At 69.1% G+C, this 18361-nt stretch carries 20 protein-coding genes and 3 pseudogenes; 8 read left to right on the top strand and 15 right to left on the bottom strand.

What is annotated here, in order from left to right; all coding sequences use genetic code 11:
- Positions 1-27: 27 nt before the first annotated feature.
- Positions 28-564, bottom strand: a complete 537-nt coding sequence (locus ACZ7M3_RS38815; protein WP_472069940.1) for a TetR/AcrR family transcriptional regulator — start codon at positions 562-564, stop codon at positions 28-30.
- 135 nt (positions 565-699) lie between these two features.
- On the opposite strand from ACZ7M3_RS38815, the gene ACZ7M3_RS38810 reads away from it, so the two are divergent.
- A complete protein-coding gene (locus ACZ7M3_RS38810) occupies positions 700-1473 on the top strand; it encodes a DUF2306 domain-containing protein (RefSeq protein WP_472069875.1) in 774 nt (257 codons plus the stop codon).
- Positions 1474-1607: 134 nt separating this feature from the next.
- Positions 1608-2270 (top strand): MBL fold metallo-hydrolase, encoded by a 663-nt coding sequence (locus ACZ7M3_RS38805; protein ID WP_472069873.1) that lies wholly within the window; start codon positions 1608-1610, stop codon positions 2268-2270.
- 296 nt (positions 2271-2566) lie between these two features.
- Here ACZ7M3_RS38805 and ACZ7M3_RS38800 read toward each other — a convergent pair whose 3' ends face one another.
- Positions 2567-3175, bottom strand: coding sequence for a TetR/AcrR family transcriptional regulator (locus tag ACZ7M3_RS38800; RefSeq protein ID WP_472069871.1), 609 nt, complete (start codon positions 3173-3175; stop codon positions 2567-2569).
- Between the two features lie 140 nt (positions 3176-3315).
- Here ACZ7M3_RS38800 and ACZ7M3_RS38795 point away from each other — a divergent pair, with 140 nt between their 5' ends.
- The gene (locus ACZ7M3_RS38795; protein WP_472069869.1) at positions 3316-4497 is read left to right on the top strand and encodes a M20 family metallopeptidase; all 1182 of its coding nucleotides are present in this window, start codon (positions 3316-3318) and stop codon (positions 4495-4497) included.
- Positions 4498-4523: 26 nt separating this feature from the next.
- Positions 4524-5918, top strand: a complete 1395-nt coding sequence (locus tag ACZ7M3_RS38790; protein WP_472069867.1) for an amidohydrolase family protein — start codon at positions 4524-4526, stop codon at positions 5916-5918.
- Positions 5919-6358: 440 nt separating this feature from the next.
- On the opposite strand, the pseudogene ACZ7M3_RS38785 reads toward ACZ7M3_RS38790, so the two are convergent.
- Positions 6359-6595, bottom strand: a pseudogene (locus ACZ7M3_RS38785) (LLM class flavin-dependent oxidoreductase); the annotation flags it as partial.
- A 62-nt stretch (positions 6596-6657) separates the two neighbouring features.
- Here ACZ7M3_RS38785 and ACZ7M3_RS38780 point away from each other — a divergent pair.
- Both ACZ7M3_RS38780 and ACZ7M3_RS38775 read left to right on the top strand, forming a co-directional pair.
- On the top strand, positions 6658-6840 hold the full coding sequence (locus ACZ7M3_RS38780) for a hypothetical protein (protein ID WP_472069865.1): 183 nt from the start codon (positions 6658-6660) through the stop codon (positions 6838-6840).
- A gap of 4 nt (positions 6841-6844) precedes the next feature.
- Positions 6845-7006, top strand: coding sequence for a hypothetical protein (locus ACZ7M3_RS38775; RefSeq protein ID WP_472069863.1), 162 nt, complete (start codon positions 6845-6847; stop codon positions 7004-7006).
- Positions 7007-7233: 227 nt separating this feature from the next.
- On the opposite strand, the gene ACZ7M3_RS38770 is transcribed toward ACZ7M3_RS38775, so the two are convergent.
- From ACZ7M3_RS38770 to ACZ7M3_RS38745, 6 genes are all read right to left on the bottom strand, one after another.
- A complete protein-coding gene (locus ACZ7M3_RS38770; RefSeq protein WP_472069861.1) occupies positions 7234-8247 on the bottom strand; it encodes an extracellular catalytic domain type 2 short-chain-length polyhydroxyalkanoate depolymerase in 1014 nt (337 codons plus the stop codon).
- A complete protein-coding gene (locus tag ACZ7M3_RS38765) occupies positions 8244-9704 on the bottom strand; it encodes a long-chain-fatty-acid--CoA ligase (protein ID WP_472069859.1) in 1461 nt (486 codons plus the stop codon). The genes ACZ7M3_RS38770 and ACZ7M3_RS38765 overlap by 4 nt, the downstream gene beginning before the upstream one ends.
- Positions 9705-9979: 275 nt before the next feature.
- Positions 9980-10927: an alpha/beta fold hydrolase gene (locus tag ACZ7M3_RS38760; RefSeq protein ID WP_472069857.1), complete on the bottom strand. Its 948-nt coding sequence runs from the start codon at positions 10925-10927 to the stop codon at positions 9980-9982.
- Positions 10924-11571 carry a TetR/AcrR family transcriptional regulator gene (locus tag ACZ7M3_RS38755; protein WP_472069855.1) on the bottom strand — a complete coding sequence of 216 codons (648 nt, stop codon included), beginning with the start codon at positions 11569-11571 and terminating at the stop codon, positions 10924-10926. Before ACZ7M3_RS38755 ends, ACZ7M3_RS38760 begins: the two co-directional genes overlap by 4 nt.
- 477 nt (positions 11572-12048) lie before the next feature.
- A complete protein-coding gene (locus ACZ7M3_RS38750; protein WP_472069853.1) occupies positions 12049-12255 on the bottom strand; it encodes a three-helix bundle dimerization domain-containing protein in 207 nt (68 codons plus the stop codon).
- Positions 12256-12284: 29 nt separating this feature from the next.
- The gene (locus ACZ7M3_RS38745) at positions 12285-12680 is read right to left on the bottom strand and encodes a luciferase domain-containing protein (RefSeq protein WP_472069851.1); all 396 of its coding nucleotides are present in this window, start codon (positions 12678-12680) and stop codon (positions 12285-12287) included.
- 129 nt (positions 12681-12809) lie between these two features.
- Here ACZ7M3_RS38745 and ACZ7M3_RS38740 point away from each other — a divergent pair.
- Positions 12810-13082, top strand: a pseudogene (locus ACZ7M3_RS38740) (IS5/IS1182 family transposase); the annotation flags it as partial.
- 154 nt (positions 13083-13236) lie between these two features.
- Here ACZ7M3_RS38740 and ACZ7M3_RS38735 read toward each other — a convergent pair.
- Together ACZ7M3_RS38735 and ACZ7M3_RS38730 are read right to left on the bottom strand one after the other, a co-directional pair.
- The gene (locus tag ACZ7M3_RS38735; RefSeq protein WP_472069849.1) at positions 13237-14097 is read right to left on the bottom strand and encodes an alpha/beta fold hydrolase; all 861 of its coding nucleotides are present in this window, start codon (positions 14095-14097) and stop codon (positions 13237-13239) included.
- Positions 14098-14179: 82 nt separating this feature from the next.
- Positions 14180-15007, bottom strand: a complete 828-nt coding sequence (locus tag ACZ7M3_RS38730; protein WP_472069847.1) for an SDR family oxidoreductase — start codon at positions 15005-15007, stop codon at positions 14180-14182.
- A gap of 77 nt (positions 15008-15084) precedes the next feature.
- Here ACZ7M3_RS38730 and ACZ7M3_RS38725 point away from each other — a divergent pair, with 77 nt between their 5' ends.
- Positions 15085-15534 (top strand): MarR family winged helix-turn-helix transcriptional regulator, encoded by a 450-nt coding sequence (locus ACZ7M3_RS38725; protein WP_472069845.1) that lies wholly within the window; start codon positions 15085-15087, stop codon positions 15532-15534.
- Positions 15535-15608: 74 nt separating this feature from the next.
- On the opposite strand, the gene ACZ7M3_RS38720 is transcribed toward ACZ7M3_RS38725, so the two are convergent.
- The 4 genes and pseudogenes from ACZ7M3_RS38720 to ACZ7M3_RS38705 form a co-directional block, all read right to left on the bottom strand.
- Positions 15609-16214 carry an LLM class flavin-dependent oxidoreductase gene (locus ACZ7M3_RS38720; protein WP_472069938.1) on the bottom strand — a complete coding sequence of 202 codons (606 nt, stop codon included), beginning with the start codon at positions 16212-16214 and terminating at the stop codon, positions 15609-15611.
- A pseudogene (locus ACZ7M3_RS38715) lies at positions 16168-16398 on the bottom strand (hypothetical protein); the annotation flags it as partial. The gene ACZ7M3_RS38720 and the pseudogene ACZ7M3_RS38715, both read right to left, overlap by 47 nt.
- Before the next feature lie 30 nt (positions 16399-16428).
- Entirely contained in the window at positions 16429-16971 is a 543-nt protein-coding gene (locus tag ACZ7M3_RS38710; protein ID WP_472069936.1) for a DoxX family protein, read from the bottom strand.
- Between the two features lie 336 nt (positions 16972-17307).
- Positions 17308-18309 (bottom strand): zinc-dependent alcohol dehydrogenase family protein, encoded by a 1002-nt coding sequence (locus tag ACZ7M3_RS38705; RefSeq protein ID WP_472069843.1) that lies wholly within the window; start codon positions 18307-18309, stop codon positions 17308-17310.
- Positions 18310-18361 lie beyond the last annotated feature (52 nt).

Genomic DNA, 18361 nt, shown 5'->3' with positions numbered 1-18361 from the left:
GCCTGAGGGCCCCGACGGACGGCCCCGCTACAGTCCGAACATCGCCGACAGGGTGCTGGTGGCGAGGTCTTCGGGAGGTTCGTCCATGCCGAACCTCTGGTGGGGCTGGCGCAGGCGGAGTACCGCAAGTCCGTGCAGAGTGGCCCAGATGGACCTGGCCATCAGCTCCGGCGACGGCTTCGTCGGAATGAGCGCCGCCGTCTGCGCGTCGACGACGGCCCCAAGGAGCACCTCGAAGGACTCGACGCCGACCGGACTCGTGCCCGACCGGCCGCGGAACATGGTCACGAACAGGTCGGGATGGTCGTGCGCGAAGCGCACGTACGCCCCGGCCAGATGCAGCAACCGCTCGCGCACATCGGCCGTTTCCGCCGCCACCCTCTCAAGACTCTCGTGCAAGGTGGCGTAACCCTGGTCGGCCACCGCGGCCAGCAACTCGTCCTTGCCGCTGAAGTGGCGGTAGGGCGCGGCGGTACTCACACCGGCCCGGCGGGCGACCTCGTTGAGGCTGAACTGCTCATGCCCTCGCTCCGCGAGGATCTCCCGGGCCCCGTCGATCAGCACCTGCCGCAATGCGCCGTGATGATACGTCGTCCGTGTCACCGCTGCCCTCCACTCAATCTATGTTACCGATTCTAACATTGACTGCTATGTTAGAGCCGTTCACATCGGGGCGGCATGAGAACACGAGGAGTTCGGATGACTTCCATCGCACCCCCCGCACCCGCCAAGGGGCGTTCCCGGCTGGGGCGTTCGCAGTGGAGCTGGGCCTGGGTGGTCCTCTCCTCGCTGGCGATCACCGGTTACTTCGTAGGCCAGTACGCCCAGGGCACGCTCGACTCCCTGGCGCACCAGCACGTCGGGCTCGCGGACGACTATGCCTCCCGGGCGCTGCCGATCCGCGTGGCCTTCTATGTCCACATCGTGTCCGCCGGGCTGGCGTTGGTGCTGGGCCCGTGGCAGTTCTCCCGGCGGCTGCGCAGCCGCCGCATACAGGTCCACCGTGGCGTCGGCCGCGCGTACCTGGTCAGCGTCGCCATCGGCGCGGTCTCCGCGTTCGTGATGTCGATGTTCAGCTCGGTGGGCCTGCTGGGCTTCTTCGGCTTCGGTTCACTGGCGGTGCTGTGGGGATGGACGGCATGGCGCGGCTACAAGGCCATCCGCGAGCGTGACATCCGTAGCCATCAGGCCTGGATGATCCGCAACTTCGCGCTTACCTACGCGGCGGTCACCCTGCGGTCCTGGTTCGGAGTGCTGATCTTCACTCAGGTGCCCTTCGCGCACGGCGCGGACCCCTTCCCCGTCATCCTTACGCAGGCCTATGCCCCCCTGCCCTTCCTGTGCTGGCTGCCCAACATCGTCATCGCCGAGTTGATGATCCGCCGGCGCGGCCTGCCGGCTCTGCACCTCACGACGCCTCCCTCGACCCGCCACCGCGAACCGTCCGCACGGGCTGCGGCCACCGGTGGATGACCCGACGCATGAGCGCCCGGCCGACCGGAGAGCCGACCGCTTTCGGCCGGCCCCGGCAAGCCCCGCCCCGAGCCGTACTCGGAACGACCCGCATGCCCTCGCACCTCGACAGTGCCACCTCTCAGGGAGAAGCCATGACCGTCTACACCGTCAAGAACGTCGCCTCGTCCGCCTTCCTCGTCACCGACGAGAACGGGGCCATGATCGTGGACACCGGCGTCGCCGGGCGAGCCCCCGCGATGCTCCAGCGGATCGCCGACGCGGGCCTGCGCCCCGCCGACGTCAAACTCATCCTGCTCACCCACCACCACGCCGACCACAGCGGTTCGGCGCTCGCCCTGCGCGAGGCCACCGGAGCGCCCGTCGCCATCCACCGCGACGACGCCGACCAGCTCCGGCGCGGCGGCCGGGTCGCCCTGCGGCCGACCAGCGTGATGCCCCGGCTCATGAAAGTCATGCTGGCCAAGGCCGAAATCCCGGCCATCGAGCCCGACATCATCCTCGCCGACGAAGAGGACCTGACCCGCCACGGAGGAATCGGCCGGTCCTTCGTGACCCCCGGCCACACCCCAGGATCCGTCTGCGTCCTCCTCCCCGACAACAGCATCCTGGCCGGCGACGCACTGTCCGGCGGCCTCATGCGAGCCCGGATCGCCCGCAAGCCGATGTTCGCCACCGACCTGGACGCCGCCGCACGCAGCATGCGTGTCATCGCCGGCCATGGGCCGACCGCCGTGTACGTCGGCCATGGCGGTCCTCTGGCGGCTCCGTCCGTCGCAGCGCTCAAGACCCCGTGAGCTTCTTGGTCCACTTGGGCTCGGCCAGTGTGCAGTGGGGGAGTCCGGCTGCTGCGGACGGTCCCGGATCACGTGCCTGATGGTGTGGCGGGACTCGCGCTCGGCCGCCCTGTGGCCGGGGGCCGGAGGGTCGGGTTGGTAGGGCCAAGGGTGGTCATGCGGTAGGGCTGTCGGCTGCCGCGTCTCCCCAGCACCAGCCTCACGTCGGCCGTGGTCAGGCCAGGGGGTGCTGCGCGAGGTTAAGGCAAGTGTCGGAACCGAACGGCTCACATGATGAGTTATGTGAACCGAATGGATCAATCAAGGGTGCTGCGGACCAGTCCGGCCAGTTCCCGGGCTGAGGACGTCACGCGCTCCCGGTCCCCAGTGGCGACCAGGTCGAGGATCAGGCCGCGGAAGGCGCTCAGGACCAGGCCGGCCAGTGGTGTCGCCCGCGCGGGGTCGCAGCCGGCCCCCACCAGGTGGCGTTCGATGACGGAGAGCCAGTCGCTGACGATGCCGTCCAGGAAGGCGGCGTGGCGCTCCGGCTCGCGCAGGGCGTAGGCGTAGGCCTCGAAGAAGAACCGCCAGTAGGTCAACAGGCGCTCCTCGGACATGACCTCCCATACCGCGTCGATGGCTCGCCATGACCCGTTGGTCGCCATGATCGCGGCGTGCACGTCCAACACGTGCCGGTCGCGACAGCGGAACTCGGCCAGGATCTCCGCGACCAGGTCCTCCTTGGACCCGAAGTAGTACAGCAGGGTGCGGTGTCCGATACCGAGCGCCGTGGCCAGCGGCCGGATGGAGAGGCCGTCCAGGCCGTGCTCCATCACATAGGTGACGGCGGCGTCGAGCAGTTCGCGGCGTCGCGGTTCGTGGCGAGCGCGCCGGGCGTCCGGCGGAGCGGCGCTGGTTTCGTTCATGCGGGCCATCGTAGAACGCGGCCCGACCGTGCGAGCCTGGACGGCAAGTGATGCAACCGTTCGGTTCATAAAGTTTGGAATTTGAACCGATCGGATCTATCGTGGCGACACACCAGCGGGTCATCTGTAAGGAGTCCGACATGTACATCAAGCAGGGCATCGCCGAACGGATCGCCGAGGTCGAAGACGACCTGCTCCGGCTCAGCCACGAGATCCACGCCAACCCCGAGCAGGGTTTCGAGGAGGTCAAGGCCGCCACCTGGCTCACCGACCTGCTCGCGGGAGCCGGCTTCTCGGTCGAGGTCGGCGTCTGTGACCTGCCCACCGCGTTCGTGGCCAGCTATGGGTCGGGTCCGCTGCAGGTGGCCTTCGTCGCGGAGTACGACGCACTGCCAGGGATCGGGCACGCCTGCGGTCACAACGTGATCGCCGCACTGTCCACGGGCGCGGCCATCGCCGCCGCCCGGGTCGCCGACGAGGCCGGACTGACGGTGAAGGTCATCGGCACGCCCGCCCAGGAACTCGGCGGGGGCAAGATCCTCATGATGCAGCGGGGAGCCTTCGACGGCGTCCACGCCGCGATGATGGCCCACCCCGCACCTCTCGACGTGGCCGATGTCACCACTCTTGCGATGTCGCACTTCGACGTCGAGTACACCGGTCGCGAGTCCCACGCCTCGATGTTCCCCGAGAACGGCCTCAACGCCCTGGACGGTATGACCGTCGCCCAGACCGCCATAGGCCTCCTGCGCCAGCAGATGCGCGCCACCGACCGCGTCCACGGCGTCATCCGCCACGGCGGTGACGCCCCCCACGTCACCCCGCACCACATCACGGCCGAGTACATGATCCGCGCCCAGAACCTCGCCGAGCTGGAGCAGCTGGAGCCCCGGGTGCACAACTGTTTCCAGGCCGGCGCACTCGCCTCGGGTACCACCGTGAAGATCGACAGGTACCACCCCGCCTACGCCGAGCTGCGCCAGGACCAGGCACTGCTCGCGCTCTACCGGGAGAACGCCGCCGCCAACGGCCGGGTGTTCCCCCACCTCGACCCGGAGCTGGTTCGCCGTGCCGCCGGCGCCACCGACATGGGCAATGTCTCGCACGCCATCCCCTCGCTCCACCCCGCGATCGGCCTGGACTCGTTCCCCGCCGTGCCGCACCAGGCCGACTTCGCCGCGTTCGGCAACACTGCCGTGGCTGACCGCGCGGTCCTGCAGGGCGCGGCCGCACTGGCCGGCACCGCCGTCGACGCCGCCACCACCGTGGACCTTCGCACCAGGCTCCTGGCCTCGGCATACACCGCCCAGACCGCCGTCTGAGGACACCACCCGAGGAACGACAGCTCATGAACACTCCCACCGCCGTGACCGGACCGTTCGCGCTCCCCGACGTCACCCTCGTCCAGCCCGCAGAGCACAGCACTCCCCACGCCGTCCTGGCCGTCCGCGGCAACCGCATCGCCGCGCTGCGGACCGACCCGCGGTCAGCGGCCGACCGCGTGCTGGAGGAGTACCGCGGCGCATACGTCGTGCCGGGCCTCGTCGACATGCACACCCACCTCGCGCCCGGCAGCCCGTTGCACGTCACCGAAGCGTCGCTGCTGACCCACCTGGCGCACGGAGTGACCGCCCTGCGCGACGCGGGTGACTCCGACGGCACGTCCGGGCCCACCGCCCGGCGCGCCATGGAACAGGGCTACCCCGGGCCGCGTCTTTCCACAGCCGGATCCTTCGTCACCCGCGGCCGCACCCGCTGGCCCAACAGCCTCCAGCTGGCCGGCCCGCGTCAGGCCGACGACCTGGTGGCCCGGATCGCCGACGCGGGCAACCAGTGGATCAAGTCCTACGAGGGCCTCGAGCCCGAGGACATCGCCGCGCTGGTCGTCGCCGCGGAGAAACGTGGCCTCGGGGTGATCGGGCACGTCCCCAGTCACCTGCGTCACGAGCACGCACTGCTCCCCGACACACAGCACTTCTTCGGTGTGCCCGACCCGGCCGATCTCTCCGCCGACACGGTCGTGTGCCGGGCTACGGACTGGCAGCACGTCGACGAGCGTCGCCTCGACGAGGTCGTCCGCAACAGCCTCTCCCACGGGTTGGCCCACACCCCCACCGTGGTGGCCACCGAAATGCTGCTGTCGTACCACGACTACCCGAAGGCCAAGCGCGCCCCGGCCACTGCTTTGTTGCCACCGTTGTACGCCAACCAGCTCTGGCACCCCACCCGCGGTTTCCCCGTCTACCGCAACGTCGACGAGGCGCGGCTCGCCCGCGTCGCCCGCACCCTCGACCAGAAGCTCCGGTTGATCGGCGACCTGCATGCGGCCGGGGTCCGCCTGCACCTGGGAACCGACTCGCCCCAACCGTTCACCGTTCCGGGCGCCGCGCTGCACACCGAGATGGAGCTGTTCGCCCGGGCCGGTATCGCCCCCGCCGAGGTGTGGCACCTGGCCACCCGCGGCAACGCCAAGGTCCTCGGCCCCGCCCTCGGTGAGCCCGACCTGGGCCTCCTCAGTGCCGGTGCGCCCGCCGACCTGCTTGTCTACCGCGACGACCCGACCACCGCGATCAGCCCCGACAAGGGCCTGCTCGCCGTCGTCGCCCAGGGCAGGCTCTACCCCCGACAGCAGCTCGACAGCGCGGTCGCCGCACACCAGGCCCGACTGCGCCGACTGCCCGCCCGGCTGCTGGGCGCGGTAGGCGCGACGTTGGCCCTGCGGTCCACCGACTTCGACTTCTGAGTGTGTCTTCTCGGGACGAGTCGGGCTTGGTGCTGCCTTGTATCAGTGAGGCGGCGGCTACCAAGGACATCGCGATGGCGAGGGCGAAGACCACGATCAGGCCGTCGTGGAAGGGGCCGGACATCGGGTGCGGGAAGAACTCCCGTCCGGTCACGGTACGGGCGTCGGCCGGCGACAGCTGCGCGAGCAGGTGGGGGCCGAATAGTTGTTTGACGGGGTTGTAGCAGAGGAAGGCGGCGAAGAGCGTGCCGACGGGGGCAGGGCGGCGGCCGCGTGTGCGGGTTCGGGCGGCTCATACCGGTTCCCTGCAGCACTTCCGGGTTGGAGTTGTACCGGTACATGAGGTCGGGGGCGTGATGCGCGAAGGTGCGTTCGGGGGCCTCGGAGACGACCAACCACTGCCGTGCGCTGCCGACGACTCTGGCGGTGCGGAAGGTCACCGTTTCGCCCCGCCACAAGCGCCGGACGATCCGCAGCGACTCGCCGGAACGTGCGCCCCTGGTCCGCTTGCCGACGCCGTAACCGGCCAATTCCTCGGACCGCCATCCGAGCCCCACACCGAGGTCGAAGCGGCCGCCCGAGATGACGTCGAGGACAGCGGCGTCGTCCGCGAGTCGGACCGGATGAAGGGGAGCTCCGTGACGGCGGCGTCCCCCAAGACCAAGGACTGCGCCCACACCATGGGGTCGATGATCTCTCCGCGTAGCCCCCCGTCGACGGCCGCGTCGAGTGCGGTGGATTGCGGAAGTCCCGGCTCAGCCGCGAGGTGCGGCGGGATGACGGCGCCACCATGCGCGCCGTCACCGCCCCCGCACCCCACGACGCCACAGCCGCCGAAGGTCTGGCCACCGGAACCACCCGGCACCGCGCCTACGCGGCGTTCGTGGCAGAGCGCCTTGCCGATCTTCGACGCCTTCCGTGACGGCATGAGCGCCGACGAGGCCTCGGACATCCTCTGGTTCTACTTCGGCGACGCCGGAATCTTCACCCTCGTCGACGACAACGTCCGGTCGTACACCCGGGCCGAGGTGTGGCTCCTGCAAGCGGCCCGCAAGGCCCTGTTCCGAGAGCACCGCGCGCGGAAGTGAACCGGCAGCGGTCGACCGGCCGATGGGATGTGCTCGACCCACGTGCCGCGTCGGGCGCAGTCCGCCCGACGCGCGACGAGCACAAGTCACGCGTCCGCGGGCTGATCGCCGAGATCGCCTCCGAGCCGTCATCCGCCTCAGGCTCTCTGCGCGGGGTGGCTGTTGACGAGGTACCACCGAGCCCAGCGAACACGCATGCCCCCGGATTTGTTCAGGCAGTGCAGCGGTCAACCGCCCAGCGCGTGGACCTCGTTGACGATCGTGCGCATCTGCGGTGCCGACTTCTGGGCGTAGTCACTGCCCGTGTAACCCCACCAGTCCCAGCAGCCCTGTGGGTTGCCGCGCAGGAGGCTGATGTCGGTCTGCGGGTAGAGGATCACCAGGTTGTTGGTGTCCGCGTACTCATTGAGATGGGATTCACGGGCGAAGCGGCTGCCGACGAACTTGTTGTCGCTGAGGCAGCCGTGCAGGGCGACGACCAGTTTGCAGGCCGCGCCCGCCGCGCAGGAGGTGGGCGTGTAGAGGTAGCCGCTGCTGCCCATGCTGTACCACTGGGCCCAGCCGCCCGGGACGTAGCGGTCCTGGTCGTGCCGGCTCAGCGTGCCGGACTGGGTGGCGGCCGGTGCCTTCAGGGTCCCCAGCCAGTGGCCGAGCATTTCGCCCTGTGGGTCGTCCCCGCAGTTGATGAGGAAGGGGTAGAAGGTGGTCCCGCAGGACAGGGGAGCGTTGGGCGTGGGCCAGCCATGGCCCGCCGGATCGCTGTCGTGGTACGCCGTGCGGGCGCCGAAGTCCCGGTAGAACTGGACCCCTGCGTCACTCACCGACTCCCGCACCAGCGGGTCCTTCGTGCCGTGGTAGGTGTAGACCGGCGTGCCCGACAGGTTCGACACCGGATCGATCTTCCCTTCCGCCGACCAGCGGCGGGCGATCTGCTCTATGCCTTCCGGGTCGGTGGAGATCAGCCCGGTGCCGCAGGCGATCAGGCCCTCGACGATGCCACCCTTGCCGCAGTAGTAGGGCCCTGCGGCGAAGACACCCGCGCCCTTGAACGTTCCGGAGTAGGCCACCTGGAGTTGGGAGGCCATGAAGCCGCCCGAGGAGATTCCGGTGACGTAGGTGTCGGTGATGTTGAGGCGGGGCAGGCCGGGATCGGATGCCTGGGCGGGAGCGGCCGGTCCGCTCAGTGCGGCCAGGGCGGTGATCAGGGTGAGTACGGCGGCTCTCAGGGAGCGGTACTTCATTGTGCGCTCTCCTTGCTTGCGGCGGATACGGACGATCGCAGGGACGGCGGCGTGATCTCCCGTTTGAGGATCTTGCCGGTCGGCCCCTTGGGCAGCGCGTCGGTGATCCTCACCAGACGCGGGTACTTGTACGGGGCGACCCTCGCTTTGACGAACTCCCGCAGCTCGTCGGGGTCGGTTCCCTCGTGGCCGGGCTTGAGTGCGACCACGGCTGTCACTTCCTCGCCCAACTCCGGATGCGGGGTGCCGAGCACGGCGGCCTCGGCGACGGCCGGATGTTCGTACAGCACCTCCTCGATCTCCCGCGGATAGACGTTGTAGCCACCGCGGATCAGCATTTCCTTCCTCCGGCCGACGATCCGGAACACGCCGTCGCCGTCCCGGACGCCGAGGTCACCGGTGCGGAACCAGCCGTCCCGGATCGCCTCGGCCGTCGCCTCGGGCCGGTTCCAGTAGCCCTTCATGACGTTGTGTCCGCTGACCGCGACCTCGCCCACTTGCCCATCGGGCAGCTCCCGGCCGTCCCCGCTCTGGATACGGACCCGCACGCCCTCGATCGGCAGACCGATGGTGCCGGGGCGGCGCGGCCCCTCGACGCGGTTGAAAGTCGCCACCGGTGAGGTCTCGGAGAGGCCGTAGCCCTCCAACAGCGGGCAGTCGAAGGCCTCCTCGAAGCCGAGCAGGATCTCGACGGGCAGCGCTGCCCCACCGGAAACGGCGAGCCGCAACCGACTGACGTGCCCGGCGGTGGGAGACGGATCACGCAGCAGCGCGGCGTACATCGTGGGGACCGCGGCAAGGACGGTGACCTTGTCCCGTACGAACATCGACAGAGCCTCGGCCGGATCGAAGCGTGGCAGCAGTGTCAGGCACGCACCAGCCGCCACCGTGCAGTTGAGGGTGACGGTCTGGCCGAAGGAGTGGAAGAGTGGCAGGCCGCCGAAGACGACGTCCTCGGAAGTCAGCCGCAGCAGGCTGGAGTTGGAGGCCTCCACGTTGCGCAGCAGATTGTCATGCGTCAGCTCGGCTCCCTTGGGCTGTCCCGTGGTGCCCGAGGTGTAGATGAGGACCGCGGTGTCGTTTGGATCGCGCTCAACGACTTCGAGCAGCGGCTCGTGGGTCGCCAGTTCCTCACCGAGGTCCTCGTCGAGCAGCACATCGGCGCCGGAGTCCGACAGACAGTGGTCGACCTCGCGCCGCTTGAGCAGCGGATTCATCGGTACGACGATGCCGCCCGCGCGCAGGACGCCGTAGTACAGAACGGCGAAGGCAGGGACGTTGGGCAGAGCGAGCGCGACGCGGTCGCCCGGCCGGACGCCGCGCGAGCGCAGATACGCGGCCGCACGGCCCGCTCGCTCGTCCAGCGCGGCGTACGACATCACCCCGTCGTCCAGTCGCAGGGCGGGGCGATCCGGGTGCCGGACCGCGGTGTCCGACAGCAGGCGTGCGACGTTCACGTGAGTACTCCTCGGAGACCAGCGGGGGAGAGCAGGCGGTGACGGCGTCGGAGCCGGGGGTGGAGGGGCAGGGTGCTGTCGGCGGGGCCCGAGGCCGTACTCGGTCCAGCCGGTCGGGTCCGGGGTGGGAGGACGGATCGAACTCCGCCGGGTATGACTTCGGCGTCACGCCACCCGATCGCCTGCCTCGGTCGCGACGGAACGCATGCGTCTGCTGCCCGGAGCCGTCTGAGCAGGAGCCGATGTTCTGGCACCGCGTCGACGAGATGCGCACACTAGGAGACAAACGAGGCGCCACCGCGACTTGACCCCTGCGGGTCTGTCCGGCGTCGGCTGTCAAACTGCGTCTGACGCAGGTTGACCAGCCGCTCGGCGACCGTCCTGGCGTACCGGCCCATGAGGATCGTGTAGTGGTTGGAGCCCTCGATCAACTCGGCTTCGAGACACGGCACGTGACCGGCCCAGTGATCGACGAGGTCGGAGGGGAGCATCGGGGGCTCCTGGCCGAGCAGGCCGGCCGGGGCATGCAACAGGAGGGTCGGCACCTCCAGCCGCCCGAGGTCGGTGCCGAAGGTGTCCGCCGAGCCGAGCAGGTTCCGTCCGTCCTGTCGCACCGCGTCTTCACGCACCCTGGAGCGCCGTGTGCCCTGCGCTCCGGTGAGGTCGTAGCGTACGTACGCCTCGATGTCCTCGTTCCAGTCCGCACCGAGCGCCGGGTGCGTACGGAAGAAGTCCACGTAGGCGCGGTCATCCGGATACGTCCGCCCGAGTCGCGCGATGGCCGGACCGAGTGTGAGGTCGAGCAGCGCATCCAGGTCCGCACGCTCGGGTACGGGCAGGGGGAGGCCGCCGTCGATGAGCAGCAGCCGGTCGAAGAGCTCGGGCCTGTCGGCTGCAGCCCGCAGGGCGACGTACGCGCCCATCGAGTGACCGGTCAGCGCGACAGGACGCCCGCGCCCGAACTCCTCCGCTGCTCGGCACACATCGGCCGCGTGTCGATCGATGCCGTAGGGGCCGGGCACGGCGGAGCTGCCGCCGCGACCGCGGAGGTCGAGTGCGTACATGCTCCACTCGGCGGGCAGCTGCCGGGCCACCGCGCGGAACGACATCCCGGAAGCGGTGATGCCGTGCGCGGCAACGGCCGTACGGGGGCCGCCGCCGAAGCGCAGTACCCGCAACGCCCCTCCGGCTACGGACAGTTCTCCTTCGGTCGGCTCGTTCACGTGCTCTCCCGCTCGTAGTGGGCCGCGCCCGCGACTGCCAGGGCATAGCCGCTGAAGGTGTCGGCGATCTGCGTGGGGGTGTACGGCTGCTGCGGGCCGTACCAGTGGGCGACCTGCCGTCCCATACTCACGATCGCGGCGGCCGCGAGCAGCGGATCGGCGACGGTGAACTCACCGCAGCGGACGCCCTCGTCGAGCACCGCGAGCAGCAGCTGCCGGGACTGTTCACGCAGCGCCAGTGCGGGCGCGGCGGCCTCACTTCCGAGCGCATGCAGCTCGGCATTGGCGACCAGCGCGAGCAGCGGGTATTCGGCGTGCGCCAGGACATGGGCCCGCACCAGCGCCACGAGCTGCTGCGCGGGCCCTCCCCGGGACGCCACCAGTGCGCGCTGCAGCCTGGTGTGCAGCTCTTGATGTCCCAGGAGTACGAGCGCGGCCAGCACGTGTTCCTTGGAGCGGTAATGCGAGTAGAGGGTGGCCGAGTTGATCCCCAGCCGTCCCCCGATGTCCCGGATCGAGGTCCCGCTGAACCCCTTCTCGGCGAACAGCTCGAGACCCGCTACAAGGATGCGTCCCGCCGTGCCCGGCGGGGTCGCCTGCTCGGGCAGTTCGGCGGCCACTGTGGCGGACCGTGCGCTCTCCAAGGTGACACTTCCTTCCCAATCAATTGATTGGGAAGCTACCAACAGGTACTGGTGCTGGGAAGAGCCGTGCAGAGATCTGTGCCAATCGATTGATTGGTCCCGAGGGCGCGTCGGTGCATGGGTGGACGTGGGCCATGTGCCGCGCCAGAGAGGTGTCGCCCGACGTGGGCGTGTGCGCCGCGGTGGATCGTTCGGTCGGTCTGGGAGGCGAAATGCGGCCCGGCCAGGGCTTGTCGACAAGCCCGTTCAGCCCTCCGGCGTGTCCGCCGCTCGGACGTCGTCCGCTCATCGGCGGGCTGAAGCGACGACTCCAGCTTCGGGCCCAGCCGGCATGACGCTGGCCATGACTCGGGCGGGGCAGCCGATTCCGCGGGTCAGGACAGGGGCGCACGCGTACCGCGCCGCGTCAGAGAGGTGTCGCCAGACGTGCTGATTGCGGAGAGCGTGAACGCGCTCGCCGCTGTGTGGAGCGGGATTTCAGGCCGAAGCCTCGCTCAAGACGGCGCGTGCCTTGCGTTCGACCAGGACCGGAACGAAATCGCGCACGGGCCGCTCGCTGAACGTCGCGTGAGCCGCGGCGACAGCTGCTTCGACCTGCTCGGGCGTGCGCGTTTTGTCGTAGGCAGCCGTGAGACGTTCGACGACTCCGCGGATGGCGTCTTCCTCGCGCGTATCGACAGCCACGACGTCCCCTGCCCGATAAAAGGTGCTCCTCAGCTTCCGCTGGAATTGTCACGCGGAAGCGCCATGTCGTGGTGATCATTACACTTGGCCGATGGTGCGTCGCGTGAAACCGGCCATGCCTGATGGGCCTGGAGAGCGACGCTCACCAGGGTCAGCAACAGGTCCACGTCTGTGCCGCCTTCGAGGCGTATCGTCACCCAACGCGACTCGGGCACCAAACGGACCGCGGTTGCGCCCCTGAGGTGGTCTTCGAAACGCCGAATGGCGCGGGCGGTGAGGTGCAGGTCAACGTCTTGGTCCGTATGGAAGTGGACGATCTCGCCATGGACCGAGCGCAGCGCCCGCCCCGTGCCGCAGCTCGGCGGTGTCTCTGTGAGGTCCGGCCAACTCGCCAGTTGCGCCATGGCGCGCAGGGCCAACGTCATGACCTCATCATGCGCCGCTCACCATGAAGCCACCAGTACTTGAGGAAGTCGTAACTTGAATGCACCGCCCGATTGTCCGGATACGGGCTCGCGAGCCGATGGGCCTGGGCGGTGCCGGGGTCCGGTGGTGATGACGTGGGCTGGACAGTCTCGGTCGACTCCGCCTGCCGGGCACACCAAGCACGCGGCCGGAGCCAGGAAACGGGGGCGCCTGACCGGACCGAACCTGACGAACATGCGATCGGACGCTGCTGCGGTCACCTGAGCACGAAGGTCCACTTGGCCGGGATCCGGTTGCGGCGAAGCGGACTTGGCGGGCGCGGGATCCGTCCCGACATTCCGCAGCCCGCCGGGCAGGCCGCCCACCGCCTGCGGCGAGGCCGCGCTGCACCTCGCCGCCCGCCAACCTCATCTGGACCCGACGTTGGCCCAAGGGCCAGAACCTGGGACAGCGGCTGACCTCCAAGCCTCGCCCGGCCGACGCCACGAGGCGTGAACGTCATCGGCCAACCGGCGTGCAGGATCAAGCGCACCTCACGATCTGAAGAGACATGACCTAGTGGTGGCCGGCCGCGGAGTTCACCTCGCCGAGGAAGGCGGTGACGGCGTCCGCGACCGCGTCGGGGATCTCCAACTGGGGTGAGTGTGCGCCCTCTTCGAGGAAGACGAGCCGGGAGTCGCGGATCGCGTCCTTGTAGGCCTCGGCGACGTTCGAGCGGACCACCACGTCGTGCCGACCCCACAGGATCAGTGTCGGTTTCCGGATCTCGGAGACACGAGCGTTGAGGTGGTAGTCCCCGCCGGTACGGATCGCGTGCACCATGGCGTTGGTGTGCTCGAAGGCGCGGTCGTTCTCCTCGATGAGATGACGTACGACCGGGGTCGGCAAGCGCGGCGTGCGGTAGTACACGCGGGCCAGGACGGCGTCGAGGTCCTCGGCCGTCTTCATCCGGTCGCCGAAGCCGACGTAGACAAGGTGGTCGTCGACCTGCAGGCCGGGCGCGTTGACCAGGATGAGGCTGCGTATGTGTTCGGGATGGGCGATGGCGTACGCGGCGGAGATGTGTCCGCCCATGGAGTTGCCGCCGAGGTGGAATTCCTCCAGCCCGAGATGCTGAAGGAAGCCGTGCAGCGCCTGAACGTGCCCGCTGATGCTGTAGTCCAGACCGGGGTCCACAGCGTTGGCCCCGTGGCCTGGAAGGTCGGGCAGGATGACCCGGTAGCGCCGGGTCAGCGCGGCGGCGCTTCGCAGGAAGGACGTCCTGTTGTCGGCCAGGCCGTGCAGCAGGACGAGCGGCTCGCCGTCTCCGCCCTCGTAGTAGTGGAACGTGTATCCGTTCACGGTCGTCGACTTGGCGCGCATGTGCGCGCGCCACTGCGTCATCTTGTTGACCGCCGCAACCAGGGTGCCGGCCATGCTCGTCATCGTGGGTCTCCCGTGCAGCCCGTGGTGAATCGGCTGATGCCTTTGATGGATCGGTCCGGGAACATCCCCGGTCTCACGCCCCGAGCCAGGAGGTGGTCAGAGCCTGTACGGCCGAGCCGTCGGTGTCGGCCAGCTTGACCGCGGTGAAGCCGGCCGCGGACTCGGAGCTCTGGTAGCGGAACCGGGGCTCGGCGGCGGTCAGCGCGCCCACGACGGTCTCCGCGCACTCCCGGGCCGACTGCGCCGCGGAGAACGCCTGCTGGGTGCGGGCCAGATAGCCGTTGATCACCGACTGGTAGTCCCCGGCTCCGGCGACCAGGGCCTCGACGTCCCGGTCGGCCCGCACGTTCGCGACGAACTCGGTGGCCACCGCGCCGGGCTCGATCACACTCACCGCGACACCGAGCTTGCCGACGACCGGGGCGAGACTCTCCATCCAGCCCTCGACCGCGAACTTGGCCGCGCAATAAGCCTCGTTGAACGGCTGGCCGACCACGCCTCCGACGCTGGTGACCGTGATCAGACGCCCCTGAGCAGCGCGAAGGTGCGGCAGCGCGGCCTTGGTGACCTGGACCACTCCGAAGAAGTTGACCTCCATGACGTCGCGGACGTCGTCGACGCTCTCCAGCTCGATGGTGCCGAGGTGTCCGGCCCCGGCGTTGTTGATCAGCGCGTCCAGCCGTCCGTGGTCGGCGATCACGCCGTCGACGCAGGCCCTGACCGAGTCCGGATCCGTCACGTCGAGCTGTCGTACGTCGGCGTCCGGCAGCCGCTCGAGCAGTGCCGCGGCCTTCTCGGTGTTCCGCATGGTCGCGATGACCTCGTAGCCCGCCTTTGCGGCGAGTACGGCGGTTTCCAGACCGATGCCGGTCGATGTGCCGGTGACGAGGGCGATCTTCATGACGAACCTCCATGGTTGCGTGTACACACACATATTAGGGCTGTGTGTGCGTGCACGCAAATTGGTAGACTCGCCTGGTGACGGACATCAGGCTCAAGCAGGCAGAACTGCCTGTCGAGGACCAGGCGTACTACCGCCTCGTAGGGGTGAGCAGTGCCCTCACCTCACGCGCGAGCGCCCGACTGGAGGAGGACTTCCGCCTGCCGGCCTCCTGGTTCGAGGTACTGCTCTGGCTCTACCACCAGGATGGGCCGCTGTCGGCCACGGATCTCGGCTCCTGTGCGTTGATCAGCCGAAGCCAGGTCTCCCGGGTGATCGACGCCCTCCAGGCCCGTGAACTGGTCACCCGCACCCCTTCGGCCTCCGACGCCAGATCCGTCGAGGTGACCATCACACCGCAGGGCCGTGACCTCTTCGAGCGCGCGGACGCCGCCCGCCGTGACACCCTGTCTCCGGTCCTGGCGGACAGGCTGGACCCGGCCGAGCTCGAAGAACTGGCCCGCATTCTCCTCAAGCTCAAGGGCTGACGGCGGTATCGGCCGGCGCCGCCCCGGTGCACGTCTGAGGGCACACCGGGACCGGACAGACCGACAACGCCTGTTCAAGCTGAGGTACCAACGTCGGCCAGCGCCGGGGCGAGCCACTCCAGCTGGTCCACGCCGACCGAGAAGTCGGTACCGACCTGCGACAACAGCGTCACGTGATCCGCGCCGGCGGTCAGGTGCTCGCGCACCTTGGCCGCGATCGCGGCCGGATCGCCGTAGCCGATGACCGCGTCCACCAGCCGGTCACTCACCTCGGCGATCTCCTGGTCCGAATAGCCCAGCCGGGCCAGGCCAGCGGCGTACGACGGCTGGCCGAGGCCGGCCGACACCCGCTCCCGCGCGATCGCCCGCGCCCGGTCGCGGTCGCTGTCGGGGACCACGGACAGTCCCACGACCAGCAGCTTGTCCGGACCGAGCACCTGCCGGGCCTGCGCGGTGAACTCGGGAGGCTGCACGGCGGGCAGCGCTCCGTCGGCGATCTCGCCGGCCGGCGCCACCATCTTCGGACCGTTCGCGGCGATGATGGGGAACCGAGATGTCGGGCGCGGGAGGCTGGGTCGGGGCGTCCATCCGTTCCACGTAGTCGCGCATGCTGGCCAGCGGGCTGCCGAACGCCAGCCGCTCCGTTGCCGACAGCAGTGCGGCCAGCTGGACGAGGGCATCCTTGCCACCGATGACCTCGTTGGTCCACACGGCGTGGTAGCCGACGCGTTCCAGGCGGTGGACGGCCTCGCGCTGCAGATCGATGGACAGGGGGGTGGTGAAGGAGACCGGCAGGGTCACGCCGACCGGCCCCAGGGCCCGGCGGGCCGCGTCGATCACGGTAGTGGTCCCCGTGGACCTCATGAACATCCTCATCGGATTGCCGGCCAATGGTTAGAGGATGAGGACGATCGCGGCGCCTGTTCCGCCCAGGAACAGAGCGAAGGCCGCTTCGGCCCAGCCTCCTCTGCCCCACGGGAAAAGACGGTCGACGGCCAGCTTTCCCGGGCCGATGGCCGCCACGGCGAGTGCGGTGACAGTGATACACACGCTGTACTCCACACCGCCTTGGGTGTCCCACAATCCATGCGCCCCGCTCACGGTCGCCATGGCATTGATCATCACGCCGATCACGGCAGCCGCCGCCAGCGGTGTGAACAGCCCCAGAGCCAAGCCGATGCCGCCCAGGAATTCGGAGCCGCCGCCTATGGCGGCGTAGACCTTTCCGGGTCGGTACCCCAACGCGGCGAATCCCCTGCCCGTAGAGGTGAGGCCGCCGCCACCGAATATCCCGAAGAGCTTCTGGGCACCGTGTGCCGCCATGAGCAGGCCGAACGTAAGCCTGACGAGAAGCAGACCGCAGTCACCAGCGGAGACCGCTGCCCGCGCGGGGGCGTCGACTGTCGGAGCGGTGGGAGAGCGCAGTCGCTGCGTTATGTAATTCACGGGTGCTCTTCTCTGCAACGCGCTCCGGAACGGTACCGGCTGACCATCCAGGAGCTCGCAGAGCTGATGGTCTGGTCGCCCATGGCGCGTTGAAGACCTTCAAGACCTTCAGGACGCCATTCATGGAGGGCCACAACGCTGCCGCACGCGGCCGGAAAGGAAGTTCTCGCGTCGGAGGATCGCGTCGGGCCGCCGGTCGACTTCTCGTGCAGCGATACGGCCGCACTCTCCCATCCTTACTCCATTCCTTTCCTCATGTCTTTCCTCATGGTCGAGCGTTCGACGGGGAAGGTACGGGAGCACCACAGGCGGAGTACGGAGCGCGACTCACGGTCCGCTGGGAGCCTGGGCGATGTCCACCACGACCTTGCCCGCCGCGGTGCCCTGTTCGACCGCCGCGTGTGCGTCGGCGACGGCGTCGAGGGTGAAGGTGCGTGGGTCGAGCCGTGGCTTGAGGGAGCCCGCGTCGGCGAGGGCGGTGGCCTCGCGCATGATCTCGCCGTGGTGCGCGCGGTGGTTGCCGGTGAGCATGGGCATGAGGGTGAACACACCGGAGTAGGTGGCGCCCCGGAAGGAGAGGGGAGCGAGGGCGTGGGTGCCCCAGCCGAGTGCGCTGACGACGTGGCCGGTGTACGTACGCACGGCTGTGAAGGAGGCGTCGAGCACGGGACCGCCGACGGTGTCGAAGACGATGTCGAAGCCCTCGCCGCCGGTGTGTTTGCCGACGTACTCCGCCACGGACATCGCGGTGCGGTCGATGGGCGTGGCGCCGAGGCGCGCGACCGTCTCGGCGTGGCCGGGGGAGGTGGTGGCGTAGACGTCGGCGCCGTGGGCACGGGCGATCTGGATGGCCACGTGTCCGATGCCGCCGGCTCCGCCGTGGACGAGGACCTTGTGTCCGGGACGGACTCGGGCGCGGTCGATCAGGCCCTCCCACGCGGTGATGAAGACCAGAGGCAGTGCGGCGGCTTCGCGCAGGGTCAGGGCGGCGGGTTTGCCGGCCAGCAACCGGGCGTCGACCGCCGCGTACTGGGCGAGGGAGCCTTGGAGGTCGCCGACCCCGCCGGTGAGTCCGTAGACCTCGTCGCCGACTTCGAATCCGGTGACGTCGGTACCGACTTGTTCGACCACACCGGCGAGGTCGAGGCCGAGTACGGCGGGCAGGACGGTCCGGGCGTGTGCGGCCTTCCCCGCCCGGATCTTGATGTCGAGCGGATTCACTCCGCTGGCCGCGATCTTCACCAGGACCTCGCCCGGTTTCGGGGCGGGCCGGGGGAGCTCTTTGAGCACCAGGGGTGCCCCGAACTGTTCGAGGATCGCTGCGCGCATGGCCCTGTCTTCCTTCCTGGAAGTTGTGCGTGAGTACGGAGCCGGAGGCGTC

It is taken from the genome of Streptomyces sp. NPDC111656 (genome assembly GCF_055656965.1).
This window is presented reverse-complemented; position numbering and strand designations above follow the sequence as displayed.